The 15,910-nt window shown below is 62.4% G+C and carries 18 protein-coding genes; 14 read left to right on the top strand and 4 right to left on the bottom strand.

Annotation, left to right across the window (positions count from 1 at the left end):
- Nucleotides 1-17 precede the first annotated feature (17 nt).
- From iolD to iolB, 3 genes are all read left to right on the top strand, one after another.
- Nucleotides 18-1,868 (top strand): 3D-(3,5/4)-trihydroxycyclohexane-1,2-dione acylhydrolase (decyclizing), encoded by a 1,851-nt coding sequence (gene iolD / locus BSY16_RS09040; RefSeq protein WP_069059352.1) that lies wholly within the window; start codon nt 18-20, stop codon nt 1,866-1,868.
- A gap of 177 nt (nt 1,869-2,045) precedes the next feature.
- Nucleotides 2,046-2,963 (top strand): myo-inosose-2 dehydratase, encoded by a 918-nt coding sequence (gene iolE, locus BSY16_RS09045; RefSeq protein ID WP_069059353.1) that lies wholly within the window; start codon nt 2,046-2,048, stop codon nt 2,961-2,963.
- Nucleotides 2,964-2,998: 35 nt separating this feature from the next.
- Nucleotides 2,999-3,793, top strand: coding sequence for a 5-deoxy-glucuronate isomerase (iolB, locus tag BSY16_RS09050; protein WP_069061456.1), 795 nt, complete (start codon nt 2,999-3,001; stop codon nt 3,791-3,793).
- A 7-nt stretch (nt 3,794-3,800) separates the two neighbouring features.
- Here the strand turns inward: iolB and BSY16_RS09055 are convergent, their stop codons facing one another.
- On the bottom strand, nt 3,801-4,829 hold the full coding sequence (locus BSY16_RS09055) for an extracellular catalytic domain type 1 short-chain-length polyhydroxyalkanoate depolymerase (RefSeq protein ID WP_069059354.1): 1,029 nt from the start codon (nt 4,827-4,829) through the stop codon (nt 3,801-3,803).
- Nucleotides 4,830-4,866: 37 nt separating this feature from the next.
- Entirely contained in the window at nt 4,867-5,058 is a 192-nt protein-coding gene (locus tag BSY16_RS31910; RefSeq protein ID WP_150129910.1) for a hypothetical protein, read from the bottom strand.
- Here BSY16_RS31910 and BSY16_RS09060 point away from each other — a divergent pair.
- The 4 genes from BSY16_RS09060 to BSY16_RS09075 all read left to right on the top strand — a co-directional run bounded on the left by BSY16_RS09060 (nt 5,057) and on the right by BSY16_RS09075 (nt 8,510).
- On the top strand, nt 5,057-6,280 hold the full coding sequence (locus BSY16_RS09060) for an acyl-CoA dehydrogenase (RefSeq protein ID WP_069059355.1): 1,224 nt from the start codon (nt 5,057-5,059) through the stop codon (nt 6,278-6,280). The genes BSY16_RS31910 and BSY16_RS09060 overlap by 2 nt on opposite strands.
- Nucleotides 6,281-6,400: 120 nt before the next feature.
- Entirely contained in the window at nt 6,401-6,757 is a 357-nt protein-coding gene (locus BSY16_RS09065) for a hypothetical protein (protein ID WP_069059356.1), read from the top strand.
- Nucleotides 6,758-6,851: 94 nt separating this feature from the next.
- Nucleotides 6,852-7,280, top strand: a complete 429-nt coding sequence (locus BSY16_RS09070; RefSeq protein WP_069059357.1) for a PilZ domain-containing protein — start codon at nt 6,852-6,854, stop codon at nt 7,278-7,280.
- Nucleotides 7,281-7,397: 117 nt separating this feature from the next.
- A complete protein-coding gene (locus BSY16_RS09075) occupies nt 7,398-8,510 on the top strand; it encodes a pyridoxal phosphate-dependent aminotransferase (protein ID WP_069059358.1) in 1,113 nt (370 codons plus the stop codon).
- Nucleotides 8,511-8,614: 104 nt separating this feature from the next.
- On the opposite strand, the gene BSY16_RS09080 is transcribed toward BSY16_RS09075, so the two are convergent.
- Complete coding sequence (locus BSY16_RS09080) at nt 8,615-8,884, bottom strand: SEL1-like repeat protein (protein ID WP_069059359.1); 270 nt, start codon at nt 8,882-8,884, stop codon at nt 8,615-8,617.
- Between the two features lie 466 nt (nt 8,885-9,350).
- Here BSY16_RS09080 and BSY16_RS09085 point away from each other — a divergent pair, with 466 nt between their 5' ends.
- The 6 genes from BSY16_RS09085 (at nt 9,351) to BSY16_RS09100 (ending at nt 12,675) form a co-directional block, all read left to right on the top strand.
- Nucleotides 9,351-9,689, top strand: coding sequence for a DUF2147 domain-containing protein (locus BSY16_RS09085; protein WP_069059360.1), 339 nt, complete (start codon nt 9,351-9,353; stop codon nt 9,687-9,689).
- A 196-nt stretch (nt 9,690-9,885) separates the two neighbouring features.
- Entirely contained in the window at nt 9,886-10,050 is a 165-nt protein-coding gene (locus tag BSY16_RS32335) for a hypothetical protein (protein WP_171902357.1), read from the top strand.
- A 26-nt stretch (nt 10,051-10,076) separates the two neighbouring features.
- Nucleotides 10,077-10,253 (top strand): hypothetical protein, encoded by a 177-nt coding sequence (locus BSY16_RS32340; RefSeq protein WP_171902398.1) that lies wholly within the window; start codon nt 10,077-10,079, stop codon nt 10,251-10,253.
- 68 nt (nt 10,254-10,321) lie between these two features.
- The gene (locus tag BSY16_RS09090) at nt 10,322-10,642 is read left to right on the top strand and encodes a YnfA family protein (RefSeq protein ID WP_069059361.1); all 321 of its coding nucleotides are present in this window, start codon (nt 10,322-10,324) and stop codon (nt 10,640-10,642) included.
- 61 nt (nt 10,643-10,703) lie between these two features.
- The gene (locus tag BSY16_RS09095) at nt 10,704-12,206 is read left to right on the top strand and encodes an AMP nucleosidase (protein ID WP_069059362.1); all 1,503 of its coding nucleotides are present in this window, start codon (nt 10,704-10,706) and stop codon (nt 12,204-12,206) included.
- Between the two features lie 151 nt (nt 12,207-12,357).
- Complete coding sequence (locus tag BSY16_RS09100) at nt 12,358-12,675, top strand: PIM8 family immunity protein (RefSeq protein ID WP_069059363.1); 318 nt, start codon at nt 12,358-12,360, stop codon at nt 12,673-12,675.
- A gap of 329 nt (nt 12,676-13,004) precedes the next feature.
- Here the strand turns inward: BSY16_RS09100 and BSY16_RS09105 are convergent, their stop codons facing one another.
- Nucleotides 13,005-14,378 (bottom strand): aspartate aminotransferase family protein, encoded by a 1,374-nt coding sequence (locus tag BSY16_RS09105; RefSeq protein WP_069059364.1) that lies wholly within the window; start codon nt 14,376-14,378, stop codon nt 13,005-13,007.
- A 149-nt stretch (nt 14,379-14,527) separates the two neighbouring features.
- On the opposite strand from BSY16_RS09105, the gene BSY16_RS09110 reads away from it, so the two are divergent.
- On the top strand, nt 14,528-15,886 hold the full coding sequence (locus tag BSY16_RS09110; RefSeq protein WP_069059365.1) for a glutamine synthetase family protein: 1,359 nt from the start codon (nt 14,528-14,530) through the stop codon (nt 15,884-15,886).
- Nucleotides 15,887-15,910 lie beyond the last annotated feature (24 nt).

A 15,910-nucleotide genomic window follows, 5' to 3' on the forward strand; every position in this document is an offset into this window, starting at 1 on the left:
AATTTGGGAGGAATACCATGGGCAAGACGATCCGGCTGACGATGGCGCAGGCCGTCACGCATTTCCTGAAGGCACAGATGACGGTCGTCGACGGCAAGAAACAGCCGATCTTCGCCGGCGTCTGGGGTATTTTCGGCCACGGCAACGTCGCGGGCATGGGGGAAGCGCTTTACCAGGTGCGCAATGACCTGCCGACGCTGCGCGCGCATAACGAACAGGGCATGGCGCATGCCGCCGTCGCCTTCGCCAAGGCGAGCTTTCGCCAGCGCTTCATGGCTTGCACGACCTCGATCGGCCCCGGCGCGCTGAACATGATCACCGCTGCCGGCGTCGCGCATGTCAACCGCCTGCCCGTCCTCTTCCTGCCCGGCGACGTCTTTGCCAACCGCATTCCCGATCCGGTCCTCCAGCAGATCGAGAACTTTGGCGATGGCACCGTCTCGGTGAACGACGCCTTCCGCTGCGTGTCGCGCTATTTCGATCGCATCACCCGGCCAGAACAGATCATCCCCGCCCTGAAGCGCACCATGCAGATACTGACCGATCCGGTCGATTGCGGCCCGGTGACGCTGTCGCTTTGCCAGGACGTGCAGGCCGAAGCCTACGACTACCCGGCAAGCCTGTTCGAGGAGAAGGTCTGGACGCATCGCCGTCCGCGGCCGGACACGGACGAGCTTGCGGCGGCCATCGCGACATTGCGCAAGGCGGAAAAGCCGCTGATCATCGCCGGCGGCGGCGTGCTCTATTCGCAGGCGACGGCGGAACTCAAGGCCTTTGCCGGCATGCATGGCATTCCGGTCGCCGTCACCCAGGCCGGCAAGTCGGCGCTGCCGGATGATCACCCGCTCTGCATGGGCTCGGTCGGTGTCACCGGCACCTCGGCGGCCAATGCCTTTGCGGAGGAAGCGGACGTCATCCTCGCCGTCGGCACCCGCATGCAGGATTTCACCACCGGCTCCTGGGCGCTGTTCAAGAACGATGGCGTCAAGATGATCGGCCTCAACACCGTGGCCTTCGACGCCGCGAAGCGCGACAGCCAGCCGCTCGTCGCCGATGCGCGCGAGGGCTTGACGCTGCTGTCCGAAGCGCTCGGCGGCTGGAAGGCGCCCGCTTCGTTTACGGAATCTGCAAAGCCCCGCAAGGAAGCCTGGATGGCTGCCGCCAACCGTGCAACCGCTCCGACCAATGCGGACCTGCCCTCCGATGCGCAGGTCATCGGCGCCGTGCAGCGCACGATCGGCGGTGAGAATTCGGTGATGGTCTGCGCCGCCGGCGGTCTGCCGGGTGAACTGCACAAGCTATGGCAGGCCCACAAGCCGGGCGGCTACCACATGGAGTACGGCTTTTCCTGCATGGGCTACGAGATTGCCGGCGGCCTTGGCGTGAAGCTGGCACGGCCGGAGGCGGATGTCGTCGTCATGGTCGGTGACGGCTCCTACATGATGATGAACTCCGAGCTCTCGACTTCGATCATGCTTGGCCAGAAGCTGACGATCGTCGTGCTGGATAACCGTGGCTACGGTTGCATCAACCGCCTGCAGATGGGCACCGGCGGCGCGAACTTCAACAACCTGCTCAAGGACTCGATGATCGAGATGATGCCGGATATCGACTTCCGGGCGCATGCCGAAAGCATGGGCGCGGTCGCCGTGAAGGTCTCTTCGATTGCCGATCTCGAAACGGCCATTCAGAACAGCAAGGGCAATGACCGCACGTCGGTGATCGTCATCGACACCGACCCGCTGATCACCACCAAGGAGGGAGGCCATTGGTGGGATGTGGCGGTGCCGGAAGTGAGCCCGCGTGACGAGGTCAACAAGGCGCGCGAAGCCTATGTGAAGGCGCTTGAGGCCCAGCGGATCGGTTAGGATAGATAACGCCCTTCTACTCCCCTCCGTCATCCTCGGGCTTGACCCGAGGATCCATGCCACAGGCAGGGCGGTGCGGATGCGTGGATCCTCGGGTCAAGCCCGAGGATGACGGAAGAGAGGGAAGAGACAATGACAATGCAAGGGAGGCCGTTGCCTCCCGCCAAGGAGACGATAATGAAAGCCAAACTCGGCATGTCGCCCATCGCCTGGTGGAACGACGATCTTCCGGAACTCAGCGACGACGTATCCCTCGATGAATGCCTGCGCCAGTCGCGCGGCGCCGGTTTTACCGGCATGGAAAAGGGCCGTCGCTTCCCGGAAGATCCCGCGGTGATGCTGCCCATCCTGCGCGCCGCCGACGTGACGCTGTGCGGCGGCTGGTTTTCCGGCACGCTGGTCGACGAGGAACTCGCCGCCAACAAGGACCGCATCGCGCCGATGATCGAGCTGTTCAAGGCGGTCAACGCGCCCTGCATCGTCTATGGCGAAGTCGGCCGCTCCATCCAGGGCGACCGCTCCAAGCCGCTCGCCACCAAACCGCGCCTGTCTGACGATGAGATGAAGGCCTATGGCCGCAAGCTCACGCAGTTCGGCGAATGGTGCGCCGAACAGGGCATGCCGCTGTCCTATCACCACCACATGGCCGCCGTCGTCGAGACCGAGCCGGAACTCGACGCCTTCATGCGCAATTCCGGCGAAGGCATTCCGCTCTTGCTCGATGCCGGGCACCTCGCCTTTGCCGGCGGCGATGTCCTGCGCGCCATCGACAACCATCACGCCCGCATCAACCACGTCCATGTCAAGGACATCCGCCAGTCGGTGGTCGATGGGCTCGATCGCAGCAGGCAGTCGTTCCTCGACGCGGTGGCGCTTGGCGCCTTCACTGTGCCGGGCGATGGCTCGCTCGATTTCGGCGCCATCGTGAAGCGCTTCGCGGATTATGGTTATGAAGGCTGGTTCGTCGTCGAGGCCGAACAGGACCCGCGTGAAGCGCCCCCGCAGAAGATGGCCGAAGTCGGCTATGCGGAACTGATGCGCGTCATGACCGCCGCGGGTTATACCGTGGAGACGGAAGGTTTTCCGAAAGGATAAGCCTCAACCGCATGCCGAATGAAAGGACCAAGCCCATGCCGAAACTTCTCGTAAAGCCGGACGGCGCGCACGGTCGCGTCAGCCACGTCACGCCGGAAAGCGCCGGCTGGACCTATGTAGGGTTCGACGTGCACCGCATGAAGCCCGGCGAAATTCTCGCCGCGGAAACCGGGACCCGCGAGGTCTGCCTCGTCTGGATTTCCGGCAAGGGCAAGGCAACGGGCGCGGGCCAGGATTTCGGCGTGCTGGGGGAACGCATGAGCCCGTTCGAGGGCGCGCCGCACGCGCTTTATATACCCGCCGATTCCAACTGGTCGGTGACGGCGGAGACGGATCTGGAACTCGCCGTCTGCTCGGCACCGGGCGGCGGCAGCTACCAGGCCAAGGAAATTCCACCCGGCACGCACCCCAAGCTCAGCCGCGGCAAGGGTTCGAACGTCCGCCACGTCTACAATATCATGCCGGAAAACGACGAATCGGCCCATTCGCTTCTCGTCGTCGAGGTCATCACGCCGAGCGGCAACACTTCGTCCTACCCGTCGCACAAACACGACCAGGACGACCTGCCGAACGAGAGCTTTCTCGAAGAAACCTACTACCACCGCCTCAACCCGCCGCAGGGTTTTGCCTTCCAGCGCGTCTATACGGACGACCGCTCGCTCGACGAGGCCATGGCGGTGGAGGACCGCGACGTGACGCTGGTGCCGAAGGGTTATCACCCCTGCGCCACCATCCATGGTTATGATCTCTATTATCTCAACGTCATGGCGGGACCAAAGCGGGTGTGGAAATTCCACAACGCCAAGGAGCATGAATGGCTGCTGGCCTGATCGGCCGCTACCGCTTCCACTTCCGTGTCAGTCCCCATTCCTTGGCGATTTCCAGCGTCGAGGAAAAGCCCGCCTCCAGCATGAACGGCTCGTTGGAGGCGGCATAGCCGCCGCCTTCGCCGCGCAGAACCGGCGTGCCGTGGCCCATGCCGTCGATCTCGTGCAGGATGACGAGCGCCCTGCCCTCCTTGTCCGGCCAGATGCGCGTGCGCCGGCCCGTCATGCGCTTTTCCACGAAGGCTTCTTTTGGCAGTCGGTAGAGGTCGCGCCATTGCTCGGCGAGGGCGACGCCGTTCGATAGCGAAACGGTTTCGTCCGCCGTGCCGTGCCAGATCGAGATTGCGGGTTTGCGGGCAATGCGCGGGGAGACGGTGCGGACGAGATCGCTCCACTCGTCGGCGGTTCGCTCGGGCGCTGCCGCCATGGCATCGAAGGCGCGGCTCGCGTCGCGCGCGGCGCCGAACGGCAGGCCTGCCATGACGGCGCCACCGGCGAAGACATCCGGATAGTTGGCGAGCATGGCAGCGGTCATCGCCCCACCGGCGGAAAGGCCGGTGATGAAGAGGCGTTGCGGATCGCTTGCCGCCCGTTCGGCCGTATGCGCCACCATCTGGCGGATCGACATCAGTTCGCCGCGGTCGCGCGTCACCTCGCTTGGGCGAAACCAGGTGAAACAGAGCCGCGGATTGTTGGTCTCCCGCTGCTGTGCATAGACGACGGCAAAGCCGCGCTCTTGCGCGAGCGACGCCCAGCCCGCGGCGCGGTCATAGCTTTCCGCATCCTGCTGGCAGCCATGCAGCACCAGCACCAGCGGGCGACCGGCACGCAGGCCTTCGGGGACATGCTCGAACATGCGCAGGCCGCCCGGATTGCTGCCGAACCCGACGACTTCGTGGAGAGGCGACGAGCCCGCCGGCCGGCGCCGCACGGCGGGCGCCTTGCGCTCGGGATCACGGGAAAACGGCCAGAAGAGGTCACCCAGGGGGGCATCGGTCGGCAGAAGCCGTTCGACCGATCGCTTGAAACGGTCGCGCATGCTTGGCCTCCTTGTGGGGGAATTGCTCATTGTCAGGTTACTTGCTCACACGGAGCGGCAGGATCAAGGCAAAAACGCGGAAATCGGCCAAAAGCTCATTCTCCAGGCTCATGAGGGCATTCATAAATAGCCAAAGCGTCGGTCTGCCCTTTTCGTTCCAGCCCTTTCGAAGACGGAGCGGCTGATGTAGCACTTCTGCAACGACAAAACGCGACAGGAGGGAATCCATGAGCGAGCACCACAGCGCCACCCCGGAACAGGCGCGCGCCAAGATGGCGCCTTTCGACTGGGCCGATCCGTTCCTGTTGGAAGACCAGCTGACCGAAGAAGAGCGCATGATCCGCGATACGGCGCGGGCCTATTGCCAGGACAAGCTTGCCTCGCGCGTCACCGAAGCGAACCGCCACGAGATCTTCCACCGCGAGATCATGACCGAGATGGGCGAACTCGGCCTGCTCGGCCCGACCGTGCCGGAAGAATATGGTGGCGTCGGCGCCAACTACGTTTCCTACGGCCTCGTTGCCCGTGAAGTCGAGCGCGTCGATTCGGGTTACCGCTCGGCGATGTCCGTGCAGTCCTCGCTCGTCATGCACCCGATCTTCGCCTTCGGCACGGAAGAGACCCGCAAGAAGTACCTGCCCAAGCTCGCCTCCGGTGAGTGGGTCGGCTGCTTCGGCCTGACCGAGCCGGACCATGGCTCGGACCCCTCCTCCATGATCACCCGCGCCAAGAAGGTCGATGGTGGCTATCTCATCTCGGGCGCCAAGAACTGGATCACCAATTCGCCGATCGCCGATGTCGCGGTCGTCTGGGCAAAATCCGATGCGCACGACAACAAGATCAAGGGTTTTGTGCTCGAACGCGGCATGAAGGGCTTCGAGACGCCGAAGATCGAGGGCAAGTTCTCGCTGCGCGCCTCCGTCACCGGCATGATCATGATGCAGGACGTCTTCGTTCCCGATGAAAACCTGCTGCCGGAAGTGGCCGGCCTTGCCGGTCCGTTCGGCTGCCTCAACCGCGCCCGCTACGGCATCGCCTGGGGCGCCATGGGGGCTGCCGAATTCTGCTGGCACGCCGCGCGCCAGTACACGCTCGACCGCAAGCAGTTCGGCAAGCCGCTTGCCGCCACCCAGCTCATCCAGAAGAAGCTCGCCGACATGGAGACCGAGATTTCGCTCGGCCTGCAGGGCGCGCTGCGCCTCGGCCGCCTGTTCGACGAACATCGCGCGCCGGCCGAGCTTATCTCGCTGATGAAGCGCAACAACTGCGGCAAGGCGCTCGACATTGCCCGTGTGGCGCGTGACATGCACGGCGGCAACGGCGTTTCCGACGAGTACGGCGTTATTCGCCACGTCATGAACCTCGAAGCGGTCAACACCTACGAGGGAACGCATGACATCCATGCGCTGATCCTCGGCCGCGCGCAGACCGGCCTTCAGGCTTTCCAGTAAGCCAGGCTTGTCCTTAGACACATTCGGCGGCCGCTCGTTCAAATGCGAGCGGCCGTTTTCATGTTTTGTCCATCCCGTTTCGATACAGTTCAAACCCGACAACAGAAGCGGGAGGGCACCATGCCCCTCGACGGCATCCACGAGCAACTTCACCTGCGCCACCCCAAGCGCAGCTTCGTCCAGTATCGCATCGACAAGCCCGGCTTCATCACGCCGATCGGCCATCATCTCAGCACGGCGATGCGCTACACCTGCCTTATTCGCAGCATTTCGAGCGCCGGCGCGGTGCTCTCCATCAACAAGACGCTAACGCTGCCGGAAAGCTTCTACCTGGAAATCCACGGCATCCGCGACGAGATCCCCTGCACGGAGTTCAAGCGCGACGGCGACGAGCTGGTGGTGCGCTTCAACATGTTCCTCGATACGGATTTCCTCAACCATGTGCTCGGCCGCGAGACCGAAACGCACGGCAATTAAATTTTTAAGTATTTGTTTCAACGAAACAAAATACTCCCCTGCAACACTCCCGTCATCTCTACTGGACATGACGTCCCCATCGGGAGAATGGGCAATGGCTATTGGTGCAGACAAGCGATCCAGCGCCGGACTTTACGAACGCAAGTGGGAGCGCTTCACCGTCAACCGGCAGGGCATGCTGATGAGCGTCGGCCTGGACCTGGCAGCGCCCAAGATGCGCACCTGCAAGCTGGTCGACATCTCGGTCGGCGGGGCAAGCTTCACTGTCACCACGACGATCGGCCTGCCGTTCCACTACTACCTTTCCATCGTCGGGGTAACCTCGCGCATCGGCTGTGCGGAAGTTTACCGCAACGACAACCGCATCGGCGTGCAGTTCATCAAGGAAATCGACGAGGAACTGCTGCACACGATCGTGCGCTCCGAGTACTTTACCGGTGGCGTCGCCGCCAAGCCGAAGAAGGAAGAGCGGCGCTACATGGTCGGCGTGGAAAAGGGCGGCCGCAGCTCCGCGACCACCTGAGCATTTCTCCTTTGCGCTTTATTGGTTAGGGTGCCCCCGGATGACTGATTCCGGCGGGTGCCTTGCGGCGTTCGGCCGGCGGCTTCCAGACCGTTTCATCGACCTTCAGGCGTTTTCATGTCCGCATTCTCCCGCTTCACCGCCCTCGCCCAGACCCTGCCTGCCACCGTCCCCTTCGTCGGGCCGGAAGCCATCGAGCGTACCCGCGGCCTTGCCGTAAAGGCCCGCATCGGCGCAAACGAGAGCGGCTTCGGCCCCGCGCCCTCCGTGCTGGAGGCGATGCGCGCGACTGCCGGGACGACCTGGATGTATAGCGATCCGGAGAATTACGAACTGCGCGAAGCCCTCGCCCTGCATCATGGCGTTTCGCGCGACAACATCGCGATCGGCGGCGGCATCGACGGGCTGCTGGGCGAGATCGTGCGCTTGATCATCGAGCCCGGCACGCCGGTCGTGACCTCGCTCGGCGGGTACCCCACCTTCAACTATCATGTGAATGGTTTTGGCGGACGGCTCGTCACCGTGCCCTATGCCGGCGACAGGGAACATCTGGACGGCCTGCTCGACGCCGTGCGCCAGGAAAATGCGCCCCTCGTCTATTTCGCCAACCCGGACAATCCGATGGGAAGCTGGTGGGACGCCGACAGCGTCGTGTCCTTCGCGCGGGCGCTACCGGAAACGACGCTGCTCATTCTTGACGAAGCTTATGGGGAGACGGCACCGGCCGGCACGATCCCGTCGATCGATGCGCTGATCGGCCAGCCAAACATTCTGCGCATGCGCACCTTCTCGAAGGCCTACGGCCTTGCCGGCGCGCGGATCGGCTATGCGATCGGCACGCTCGGCAATGCGCAGGCCTTCGACAAGATCCGAAATCATTTCGGCATGGCCCGGGTTTCGGTTCAGGCGGCCCTCGCCGCTCTGAAGGATCAGGCCTATCTTTCGGACGTCATCGCCCGCATTGCCGCATCGCGGGAGCGCATCTCCCGCCTCGCGCATGCCAACGGCTTGTCTCCGCTCGCCTCCGCCACCAATTTCGTCACCATCGATTGCGGCCGGGACGGCACCCACGCCAAGGCCATTGTCGACGGGTTGATGGAACATGGCGTCTTCATCCGCATGCCGGGTATCGCCCCCCTCAACCGATGCATCCGCATCAGCGTCGGGCCGGATAACGATATGGCGTTGCTCGAGGAAGCTTTGCCGCGGGTCTTGAAGCAGCTGGCTTGAGCGACCGAGCATCTTGAGGTCAGCGGGGCGGATCCGGTTCTTGCGCCGTTTATCGCCCTGATGTCCGTGATGCTTTTCTGATCGCCGGCGCCAGCCGGCATTTCTCAGTGAACCGTCATCCACTCGCGGGCGGCGCGCAGCGCCAGAGCGAGGTCGGTCTTGGTCATCGTCGCCGCAAGGTCGGCGCGCAGTTCAGCGGCGCGATCACAACCCTTGATGGCGGCGATATTGAGCCATTTGTGGGCCTGCACCACGTCGATGTCGCAACCTCTGCCCGTCGCATACATGAGGCCCATGTCGCAGAAGGTTTCGGCGCGGTTCTCGCCGCCCGTCATGGCGGCTGTTTCGGTATTCTGAAAATCAAAGCGTGCCATTTCGTTCGTCCCTGTCTGACTTGTTTACTGCGTTAGTGTCCTGTTTTACCTGCCCTTTCGGGCCTCTCCCGGCGCCTGCCATCTTCTGTGGCATGGTCTTTCGTGAGAGTTTTGCCGGCCGGTTTTTCCGTGCTCGTCTTATGGCTCCACTATGCCGCGGGCCTTTCAAAATGCGCTTAAAATGCATGCTTAACTGGAGGCAAACAAAATCCAAACGCTTGGTAAAATTGGGTTTTCGTTAAACATCGGAGCGGCTGGAAACGAGCGGATTTGCTTCAAAATTTACGAATTGTTCAACCGGCGATTTCAACCCTTCGGTAACCACGCAAAACGGTCCGGTTTTTCCGCCTGGCAATTTCCCGCCTTCCCCGACCCAGCAAAGTGTCTCGAAAACCGGCCTGCGCGCATATTTACCTTTACGTTTGCGTAAGATATTCTGCGCTTCTCATTCTGGAGGAGGAAGAGAATGAAACTGAGGACATGGATCGCCGCCGCCCTTTTCGTCGTGCCGGGCGTTGCCCTTGCCGCCGAGCCGATCGAAGGCAACTGGAAGACCGCAAGTGGCGCTACCGCCGTGATCGCGAAATGCGGCGGCAGCTTCTGCATCACGCTGAAGACGGGCAAACATGCCGGCAAAAGCATCGGCAAGCTGAGCGGCTCGGGCTCCGATTATTCCGGTTCGATCACCGATCCGGAGACCGACAAGACCTATAGCGGCTCGGGCGCGGTCAGCGGAAAATCCCTGAAGATGAAGGGCTGCGTGCTCGCGGTGCTCTGCAAGTCGCAGACCTGGTCTCGGCTCTGAGCGCAAACGCACCCGAAGTCACAACGCTTTGTCAGACCCCAAGCCGGCGCCTTGCGCCGGCTTTTTCGTTTCAAGCTCGGGCCAAAAAAACGAATCACACCATTCCTGAACAGGAGATGAACCGCCCTCTCAGGGAGCGTTCAGTCCCGCAATGCGACAAGGGTCATATTGAACGATTTGAATGAGGGACAACACCATGGACATCCTCGCACGCCGCCTCACCATCATCACCCTGCTGATGGCCATCTTCGCGATCATGCTCGCTGCAGCCGTCGAGACCGACTACCGCCGCAGCACGCACAACACCACTGGCAAGCTGGTAGCCTGCTCGACCCCGGACATGTGCCGCGCTTCGCTCTGATAACTGACGACACCGGGAAAACCGAAATGACCATCGCCCTGCTCCACACCTCCGTCGTCGCGCTGCGCATCCTCGCCCTTTCGGCAATGATGATCGCGCCGGTCGGCGCACTCACCTGGAGCAATGCAGGTGGTCTCGGCATCGAAAAGCAGGGGGCGGGCCTCATGCTCTTCATCACCCTCCAGCGCCAGTCGATGAGCTAGTACAGTCTTTCCCTCGCAAAAATCCGTGCTAGACCGGGCAGGCCTTCGTCGCCAGCCCGGAGTACCGGATGAAATCCCTTCTCGTCTTTTCCGCCGCGGCACTCGCCGAAATCGCCGGGTGTTTTGCCTTCTGGGCCTGGTGGCGGCTCGATAAACCCATCTTCTGGCTTCTTCCCGGCATGATCTCGCTCGCTTTGTTCGGCTGGCTGCTCACCCAGGTCGACAGTGCCTTTGCCGGCCGCGCCTATGCCGCCTATGGCGGCGTCTATATTGCGGCGTCCCTACTCTGGCTGTGGTTGGCAGAGGGCATGCGGCCGGACCGGTTCGATATGGTCGGTGCGAGCTTCGCGCTTGTCGGTGCCGGCATCATTCTCGCGGCCCCGCGATAGGCCTTGTGGACGCGGCATACGTTGTCGTTTGCTTGTAAAAAACAACACACTATAATCAATCATGAGCAAACGAATCTTCTCTCACAAGCCACTTTCCTTCGCCACGCCGGCACCCTACGAGCCGCACTCCTTCGATGATCCGGTGGCCGCGGTCGATGCCCTGCAAGAGCTTTACGAGCGCAATACGACCTTCCTGACCGACGCTTTCGTGGCGCTCGGCAAGGCCGGTTCACCCGACAAGCGGTTCCGCGCCTGCTACCCGCAGGTCTCGATCGAAACGACCAGCTTCGGCCATGTCGACTCCCGCCTGTCCTACGGCTATGTCGCCTCGCCCGGCGTCTACACGACGACCATCACCCGGCCGAAACTCTTCCGGCACTACCTCAAAGAACAGCTCGGCCTCCTGATGCGCAACCACGGCATTCGCGTCATCGTGTCGGAATCGACGACGCCGATCCCGCTGCACTTCGCCTTTGGCGAGGGCGCCTATGTCGAGGCAGAGATCGCCGAGGGCATCGAACTGCCGCTGCGCGATCTTTTCGATGCGCCGGATCTCACGACCACTGACGACGAAATCGCCAATGGCGCCTACGAGCCCGGCCCCGGCGAGCCCTCGCCGCTCGGGCCCTTCACCGCACAGCGCATCGACTATTCGCTCGCCCGTCTCAGCCACTACACGGCGACCAGCGCCAATCATTTCCAGAATTTCGTGCTCTTCACGAACTACCAGTTCTATGTCGACGAATTCTGCGCCTGGGCACGCCAGCAGATGGCCGAGGGCGGCAACGGCTACACCGCCTTCGTCGAGCCCGGCAACATCACCACGCCCGCCGGCGCCGACAAGCCGGAAACCGACCTGACGCTCGCCCGCCTGCCGCAAATGCCGGCCTATCACATCAAGAAGAAGGGCCATGGCGGCATCACGCTCGTCAACATCGGCGTCGGCCCCTCCAACGCCAAGACGATCACCGACCATATCGCCGTGCTGCGTCCGCATGCCTGGCTGATGCTCGGCCATTGCGCCGGCCTGCGCAATAGTCAGACGCTCGGCGACTATGTGCTGGCTCACGCCTATGTGCGCGAGGACCACGTGCTCGACGACGACCTGCCCGTCTGGGTGCCGATCCCCGCACTGGCCGAAGTGCAGGTGGCGCTGGAAAGTGCCGTTGAAGAAGTGACGGGCCTCGAAGGCTACGACCTCAAGCGCATCATGCGCACCGGCACCGTCGCCACCATCGACAACCGCAACTGGGAACTGCGCGACCAGCGGGGGCCCGTCAAGCGCCTCTCCCAGTCCCGCGCCATCGCGCTCGACATGGAATCCGCCACCATCGCCGCCAACGGCTTCCGCTTCCGCGTGCCCTACGGCACCCTGCTCTGTGTGTCCGACAAGCCGCTGCACGGCGAGTTGAAGCTCCCGGGCATGGCCACAGCCTTCTACCGCACGCAGGTGAACCAGCATCTGCGCATCGGCATCCGCGCGCTGGAAAAGCTCGCCGGCATGCCGACGGAGAAGCTGCATTCGCGCAAGCTCAGGAGCTTCTTCGAGACGGCGTTTCAATAGCTGCGAGATGGCAACAAATACGTGATGGCAGCTTGTCGCTCACCCGAACGAGAATATCGGGATAAAGCCGCTTTTTACAGAGCCGCTAAGCTCGTTGATGCTGCGTTTGAGCAATGTAATTGCTGGCTTCTCTACCCGGAGAGGACTGTGAATGTTGTACCCAATTAACTTGACCCTCACGCTGGTGACTTTGAAGAGGCACGATCCTCGTTCCTCTTATGTCGACATTTTTCTTGAGGGTCTTGATGCTCACGGCCAGCACATTCGCTTGGAGTGCCAGCAAGCAACAGAGGTTGTGATCAGCGATTTTAACAGCGCTGTGAGATCGAGCCTGAATGTCCAAGACATTTCAGCTTGGCAACTTGAAGAGGCAAAATATTCAGTTACTGATATCGAACACGGGCTGGTCGCATTCAAATGCTTGAGCCTGCGCGTGATAGAATCGCAACCCGTTACCTCACAACCTTGAGCACCTGTAAGAGGTGAAGTTTTTGGCCCTTTTCCGTCAGTTAACGCGAAAGGCGACGATGTTCACGACGCTTGGCTAGGAGACCTTGCAGAACACGCGGACTCTGCGGAAGCACTAGCGGCACCAGAATCATCCGCACCATCCCGCATTTTACGCGCCGATGCGAAACCAACGTCCACAGGCCCCCGGCCCCAGCCGTGCGTGGAGCCATCAAACGCCTGATTTCAAATTGAATTCGGCCGCAAAACGCTAGGTTCTGCGGCCGACTCGTGATCGCATATTCATGCGTTGGTCAGGGGCGGTCGTACCACCCCTCTTTTCATTTCCAATCAGGCCGTCATCACCTTCCATGCATGTTCCAGGCCCTTGCGCGTAATGTCGATCATCTGGTCGACTTCGGCGTGGCTGATGACGAGCGGCGGGGAGAAGAGCATGCGGTCGCCGGTGGCGCGCAGCACGAGGCCGTTTTCCAGGCAATGGTTGCGCACGGTGACGCCGACCTTTTCCTTGTCCTCGAAGCGCTTGCGGCTCGCCTTGTCCTCGGCGAGCTGGACGGCGGCCATCAGGCCGACCTGCTGGACCTGGCCGACGATCGGCAGGTCTTCCAGCGACTTGAGGCCGGCGGCGAGATAGGGGCCGATATCGTCGTGCACGCGCTCGACGAGCTTTTCGTCCTCGATGATGCGCAGGTTTTCAAGCGCCGCGGCGGCGCAGACCGGGTGGCCGGAATAGGTGAAGCCATGGTTGAAATCACCGACTTCTTCCACGAGCACATTGCCGACGCGATCGGAAACCATGACGCCGCCGATCGGCAGGTAGCCGGAGGACAGGCCCTTGGCGATCGGCGCCAGATCCGGCTCCACGCCGAAATGCTGGTGGCCGAACCAGTGGCCGGTGCGGCCGAAGCCGCAGATCACTTCGTCTGCGACGAGCAGGATGTTGCGCGCCTTGCAGATGCGGGCGATTTCCGGCCAGTAGGTGGCCGGCGGAACGATGACGCCGCCCGCCCCCTGGATCGGCTCGGCGACGAAGGCGGCGACATTGTCCTCGCCGAGTTCGTCGATCTTCTCTTCCAACTGGCGGGCCATCTTCAGGCCGAATTCATCGGACGCCAGGTCGCCGCCCTCGGCGTACCAGAAGGGCTGGTCGATGTGGTGGATGCCGGCGATCGGGAGATCCCCCTGCTCGTGCATCCACTTCATGCCGCCGAGCGAGGCGCCGGCGACGGTGGAACCGTGATAGCCGTTCTTGCGGGCGATAATCGCCTTCTTGGTCGGCTTACCCATGGCGCCCCAATAGACGCGGGCCATGCGGAACCAGGTGTCGTTGGCCTCGGAGCCGGAACCGGTGAAGAACACGCGGTTGATGTTCGGGCCGGCATGCGCGGTGATCTTCTGGGCGAGCAGCACGGCCGGCGGCGTCGTCGTGCCGAAGAACGTGTTGTAATAGGGCAGTTCGTTCATCTGGCGCATCACCGCATCGGTGATTTCCTTGCGGCCATAGCCGACATTGACGCACCAGAGGCCGGCAAAACCGTCGAGATAGCGCTTGCCGTGGTTGTCGAAGATGTAGCACCCTTCGCCGCGCTCGATGATGCGCGTGCCGGTCGCGTTCAGCTTCTTCATGTCCGAAAAGGGATGAAGGTGATGGGCGGCATCGAGGGCACCGAGGTTGGATATGGCTGCTACATTGCTGTTCGACATTTTGAATACATCCTTAGGGGTAGGTTCCGCCTTATTGAACGGCGGGACAGAATGAGTTACGAAAATGCCCATACAACAAGCATTTGGCAAGTGATCGAGCGAAAGCAAAATTTCTTGTCCAGGCTTCCCGCCAAACTGAAGCAGGCACCATGACAAATCACACCAAGGCAGCCGGTTCGCCGCCCGCCAATGCCCCGGCCCGTATCGAAATCCTTCTCGTCGGCATGAACGGCGACCTGCGCGGCAAGCAGGTTCCGCTCGAAGGCGAGAAGAAAATCTGGGACGGCTCGGTGCGCCTGCCCTCCTCCACCCAGTCGCTTGACATCTGGGGCGACGACAATGACGACATTACCGGCCTCTCCCTTTCCGTTGGCGACCCGGACGGCGTGTGCATCCCCGACCGCCGTTCACTGACGGTCATGCCGTGGGCGCCGGAGGGTTCCCAGCAGGTGCTCGCCACCATGCACGAGTTCGACGGCACCGCCTCCTTCATGGATCCACGCGCCATCCTCGCCCGCATGGTGAAGCGGTTTGAAGACCGTGGTTTGACACCGGTCGTCGCGACCGAACTCGAATTCTACCTGGTGGAGGACGACTGGCGCGAGACCGGCAAGCCGCGCCCGCCGGCAGCCCTGATGTACCGCGGCGAGCCGAACGGCTTCCAGCTCTACGACATGCGCGCGACCGACGCGCTCGACGATTATCTCCAGACGGTGCGCGCCTGGGCGAAGGCCATGGATCTGCCCGCTGATGCGACGACGGCGGAATTCGGTCCCGGCCAGTTCGAGATCAACCTGCTGCATCGGCCGGACGCACTCGCCGCTGCCGATGACTGCATCTACCTGAAGCGCATCGCCGAGCTGGCCGCGCCGCGGTTCGGGCTCAAATCCACCTGCATGGCAAAGCCCTATGCGGAGCATGCCGGTTCGGGCCTGCATGTCCATTGCAGCGTCATCGACAAGGACGGCAAGAACATCCTCGACGCCAAGGGCGGCGATCCGAAGAAGCTGAAGTCGATCTGCGCCGGCATGCTCGCCACGATGCGCGATGCCCAGCTCGTCTTCGCGCCCTTCGCCAATTCCTACCGCCGCTTCCAGCCGGGTTCGTTTGCGCCGGTCGACCTCACCTGGGGTTTCGGCCATCGCGGCACCGCGATCCGCATTCCGGACAAGGACGGCCCGGCAGCACGCGTCGAGCACCGCGTGGCGGGTGCCGACGTGAACCCCTACCTGCTGCTGACGGCAATCCTCGGCGGCATCCTGCTTGGCCTCGACAACGAACTCGATCCAGGCCCGGTGACGGAACCCGGCAAGGACGCACCGGATGCCAAGCGGCTGACGCATGACTTCCTGACGGCCGTGGAAGAGTTTTCGGCGTCGCCCTTCATCGCCGATGCCTTCGGCGCGGAGTACCAGAAGCTCTACGGCGATACGAAGCGCAAGGAAGCGATCATGTTCCTGCGCACGGTCTCGGATTTCGACTACCAGACCTATCTGCCGCGGATTTGAAGCAACACGTTCGTTACTCCCTTC

This window comes from Sinorhizobium sp. RAC02, from assembly GCF_001713395.1.
Taxonomy (GTDB): domain Bacteria; phylum Pseudomonadota; class Alphaproteobacteria; order Rhizobiales; family Rhizobiaceae; genus Shinella.

Excerpts from the sequence above, each read along its gene's own strand:
- iolD (WP_069059352.1), top strand. The coding sequence starts at position 18 with ATGGGCAAGACGATCCGGCTGACGATGGCGCAGGCCGTCACGCATTTC.
- iolE (WP_069059353.1), top strand. The coding sequence starts at position 2,046 with ATGAAAGCCAAACTCGGCATGTCGCCCATCGCCTGGTGGAACGACGAT.
- iolB (WP_069061456.1), top strand. The coding sequence starts at position 2,999 with ATGCCGAAACTTCTCGTAAAGCCGGACGGCGCGCACGGTCGCGTCAGC.
- BSY16_RS09055 (WP_069059354.1), bottom strand. The coding sequence starts at position 4,829 with ATGCGCGACCGTTTCAAGCGATCGGTCGAACGGCTTCTGCCGACCGAT.
- BSY16_RS09060 (WP_069059355.1), top strand. The coding sequence starts at position 5,057 with ATGAGCGAGCACCACAGCGCCACCCCGGAACAGGCGCGCGCCAAGATG.
- BSY16_RS31910 (WP_150129910.1), bottom strand. The coding sequence starts at position 5,058 with ATGGATTCCCTCCTGTCGCGTTTTGTCGTTGCAGAAGTGCTACATCAG.
- BSY16_RS09065 (WP_069059356.1), top strand. The coding sequence starts at position 6,401 with ATGCCCCTCGACGGCATCCACGAGCAACTTCACCTGCGCCACCCCAAG.
- BSY16_RS09070 (WP_069059357.1), top strand. The coding sequence starts at position 6,852 with ATGGCTATTGGTGCAGACAAGCGATCCAGCGCCGGACTTTACGAACGC.
- BSY16_RS09075 (WP_069059358.1), top strand. The coding sequence starts at position 7,398 with ATGTCCGCATTCTCCCGCTTCACCGCCCTCGCCCAGACCCTGCCTGCC.
- BSY16_RS09080 (WP_069059359.1), bottom strand. The coding sequence starts at position 8,884 with ATGGCACGCTTTGATTTTCAGAATACCGAAACAGCCGCCATGACGGGC.
- BSY16_RS09085 (WP_069059360.1), top strand. The coding sequence starts at position 9,351 with ATGAAACTGAGGACATGGATCGCCGCCGCCCTTTTCGTCGTGCCGGGC.
- BSY16_RS32335 (WP_171902357.1), top strand. The coding sequence starts at position 9,886 with ATGGACATCCTCGCACGCCGCCTCACCATCATCACCCTGCTGATGGCC.
- BSY16_RS32340 (WP_171902398.1), top strand. The coding sequence starts at position 10,077 with ATGACCATCGCCCTGCTCCACACCTCCGTCGTCGCGCTGCGCATCCTC.
- BSY16_RS09090 (WP_069059361.1), top strand. The coding sequence starts at position 10,322 with ATGAAATCCCTTCTCGTCTTTTCCGCCGCGGCACTCGCCGAAATCGCC.
- BSY16_RS09095 (WP_069059362.1), top strand. The coding sequence starts at position 10,704 with ATGAGCAAACGAATCTTCTCTCACAAGCCACTTTCCTTCGCCACGCCG.
- BSY16_RS09100 (WP_069059363.1), top strand. The coding sequence starts at position 12,358 with ATGTTGTACCCAATTAACTTGACCCTCACGCTGGTGACTTTGAAGAGG.
- BSY16_RS09105 (WP_069059364.1), bottom strand. The coding sequence starts at position 14,378 with ATGTCGAACAGCAATGTAGCAGCCATATCCAACCTCGGTGCCCTCGAT.
- BSY16_RS09110 (WP_069059365.1), top strand. The coding sequence starts at position 14,528 with ATGACAAATCACACCAAGGCAGCCGGTTCGCCGCCCGCCAATGCCCCG.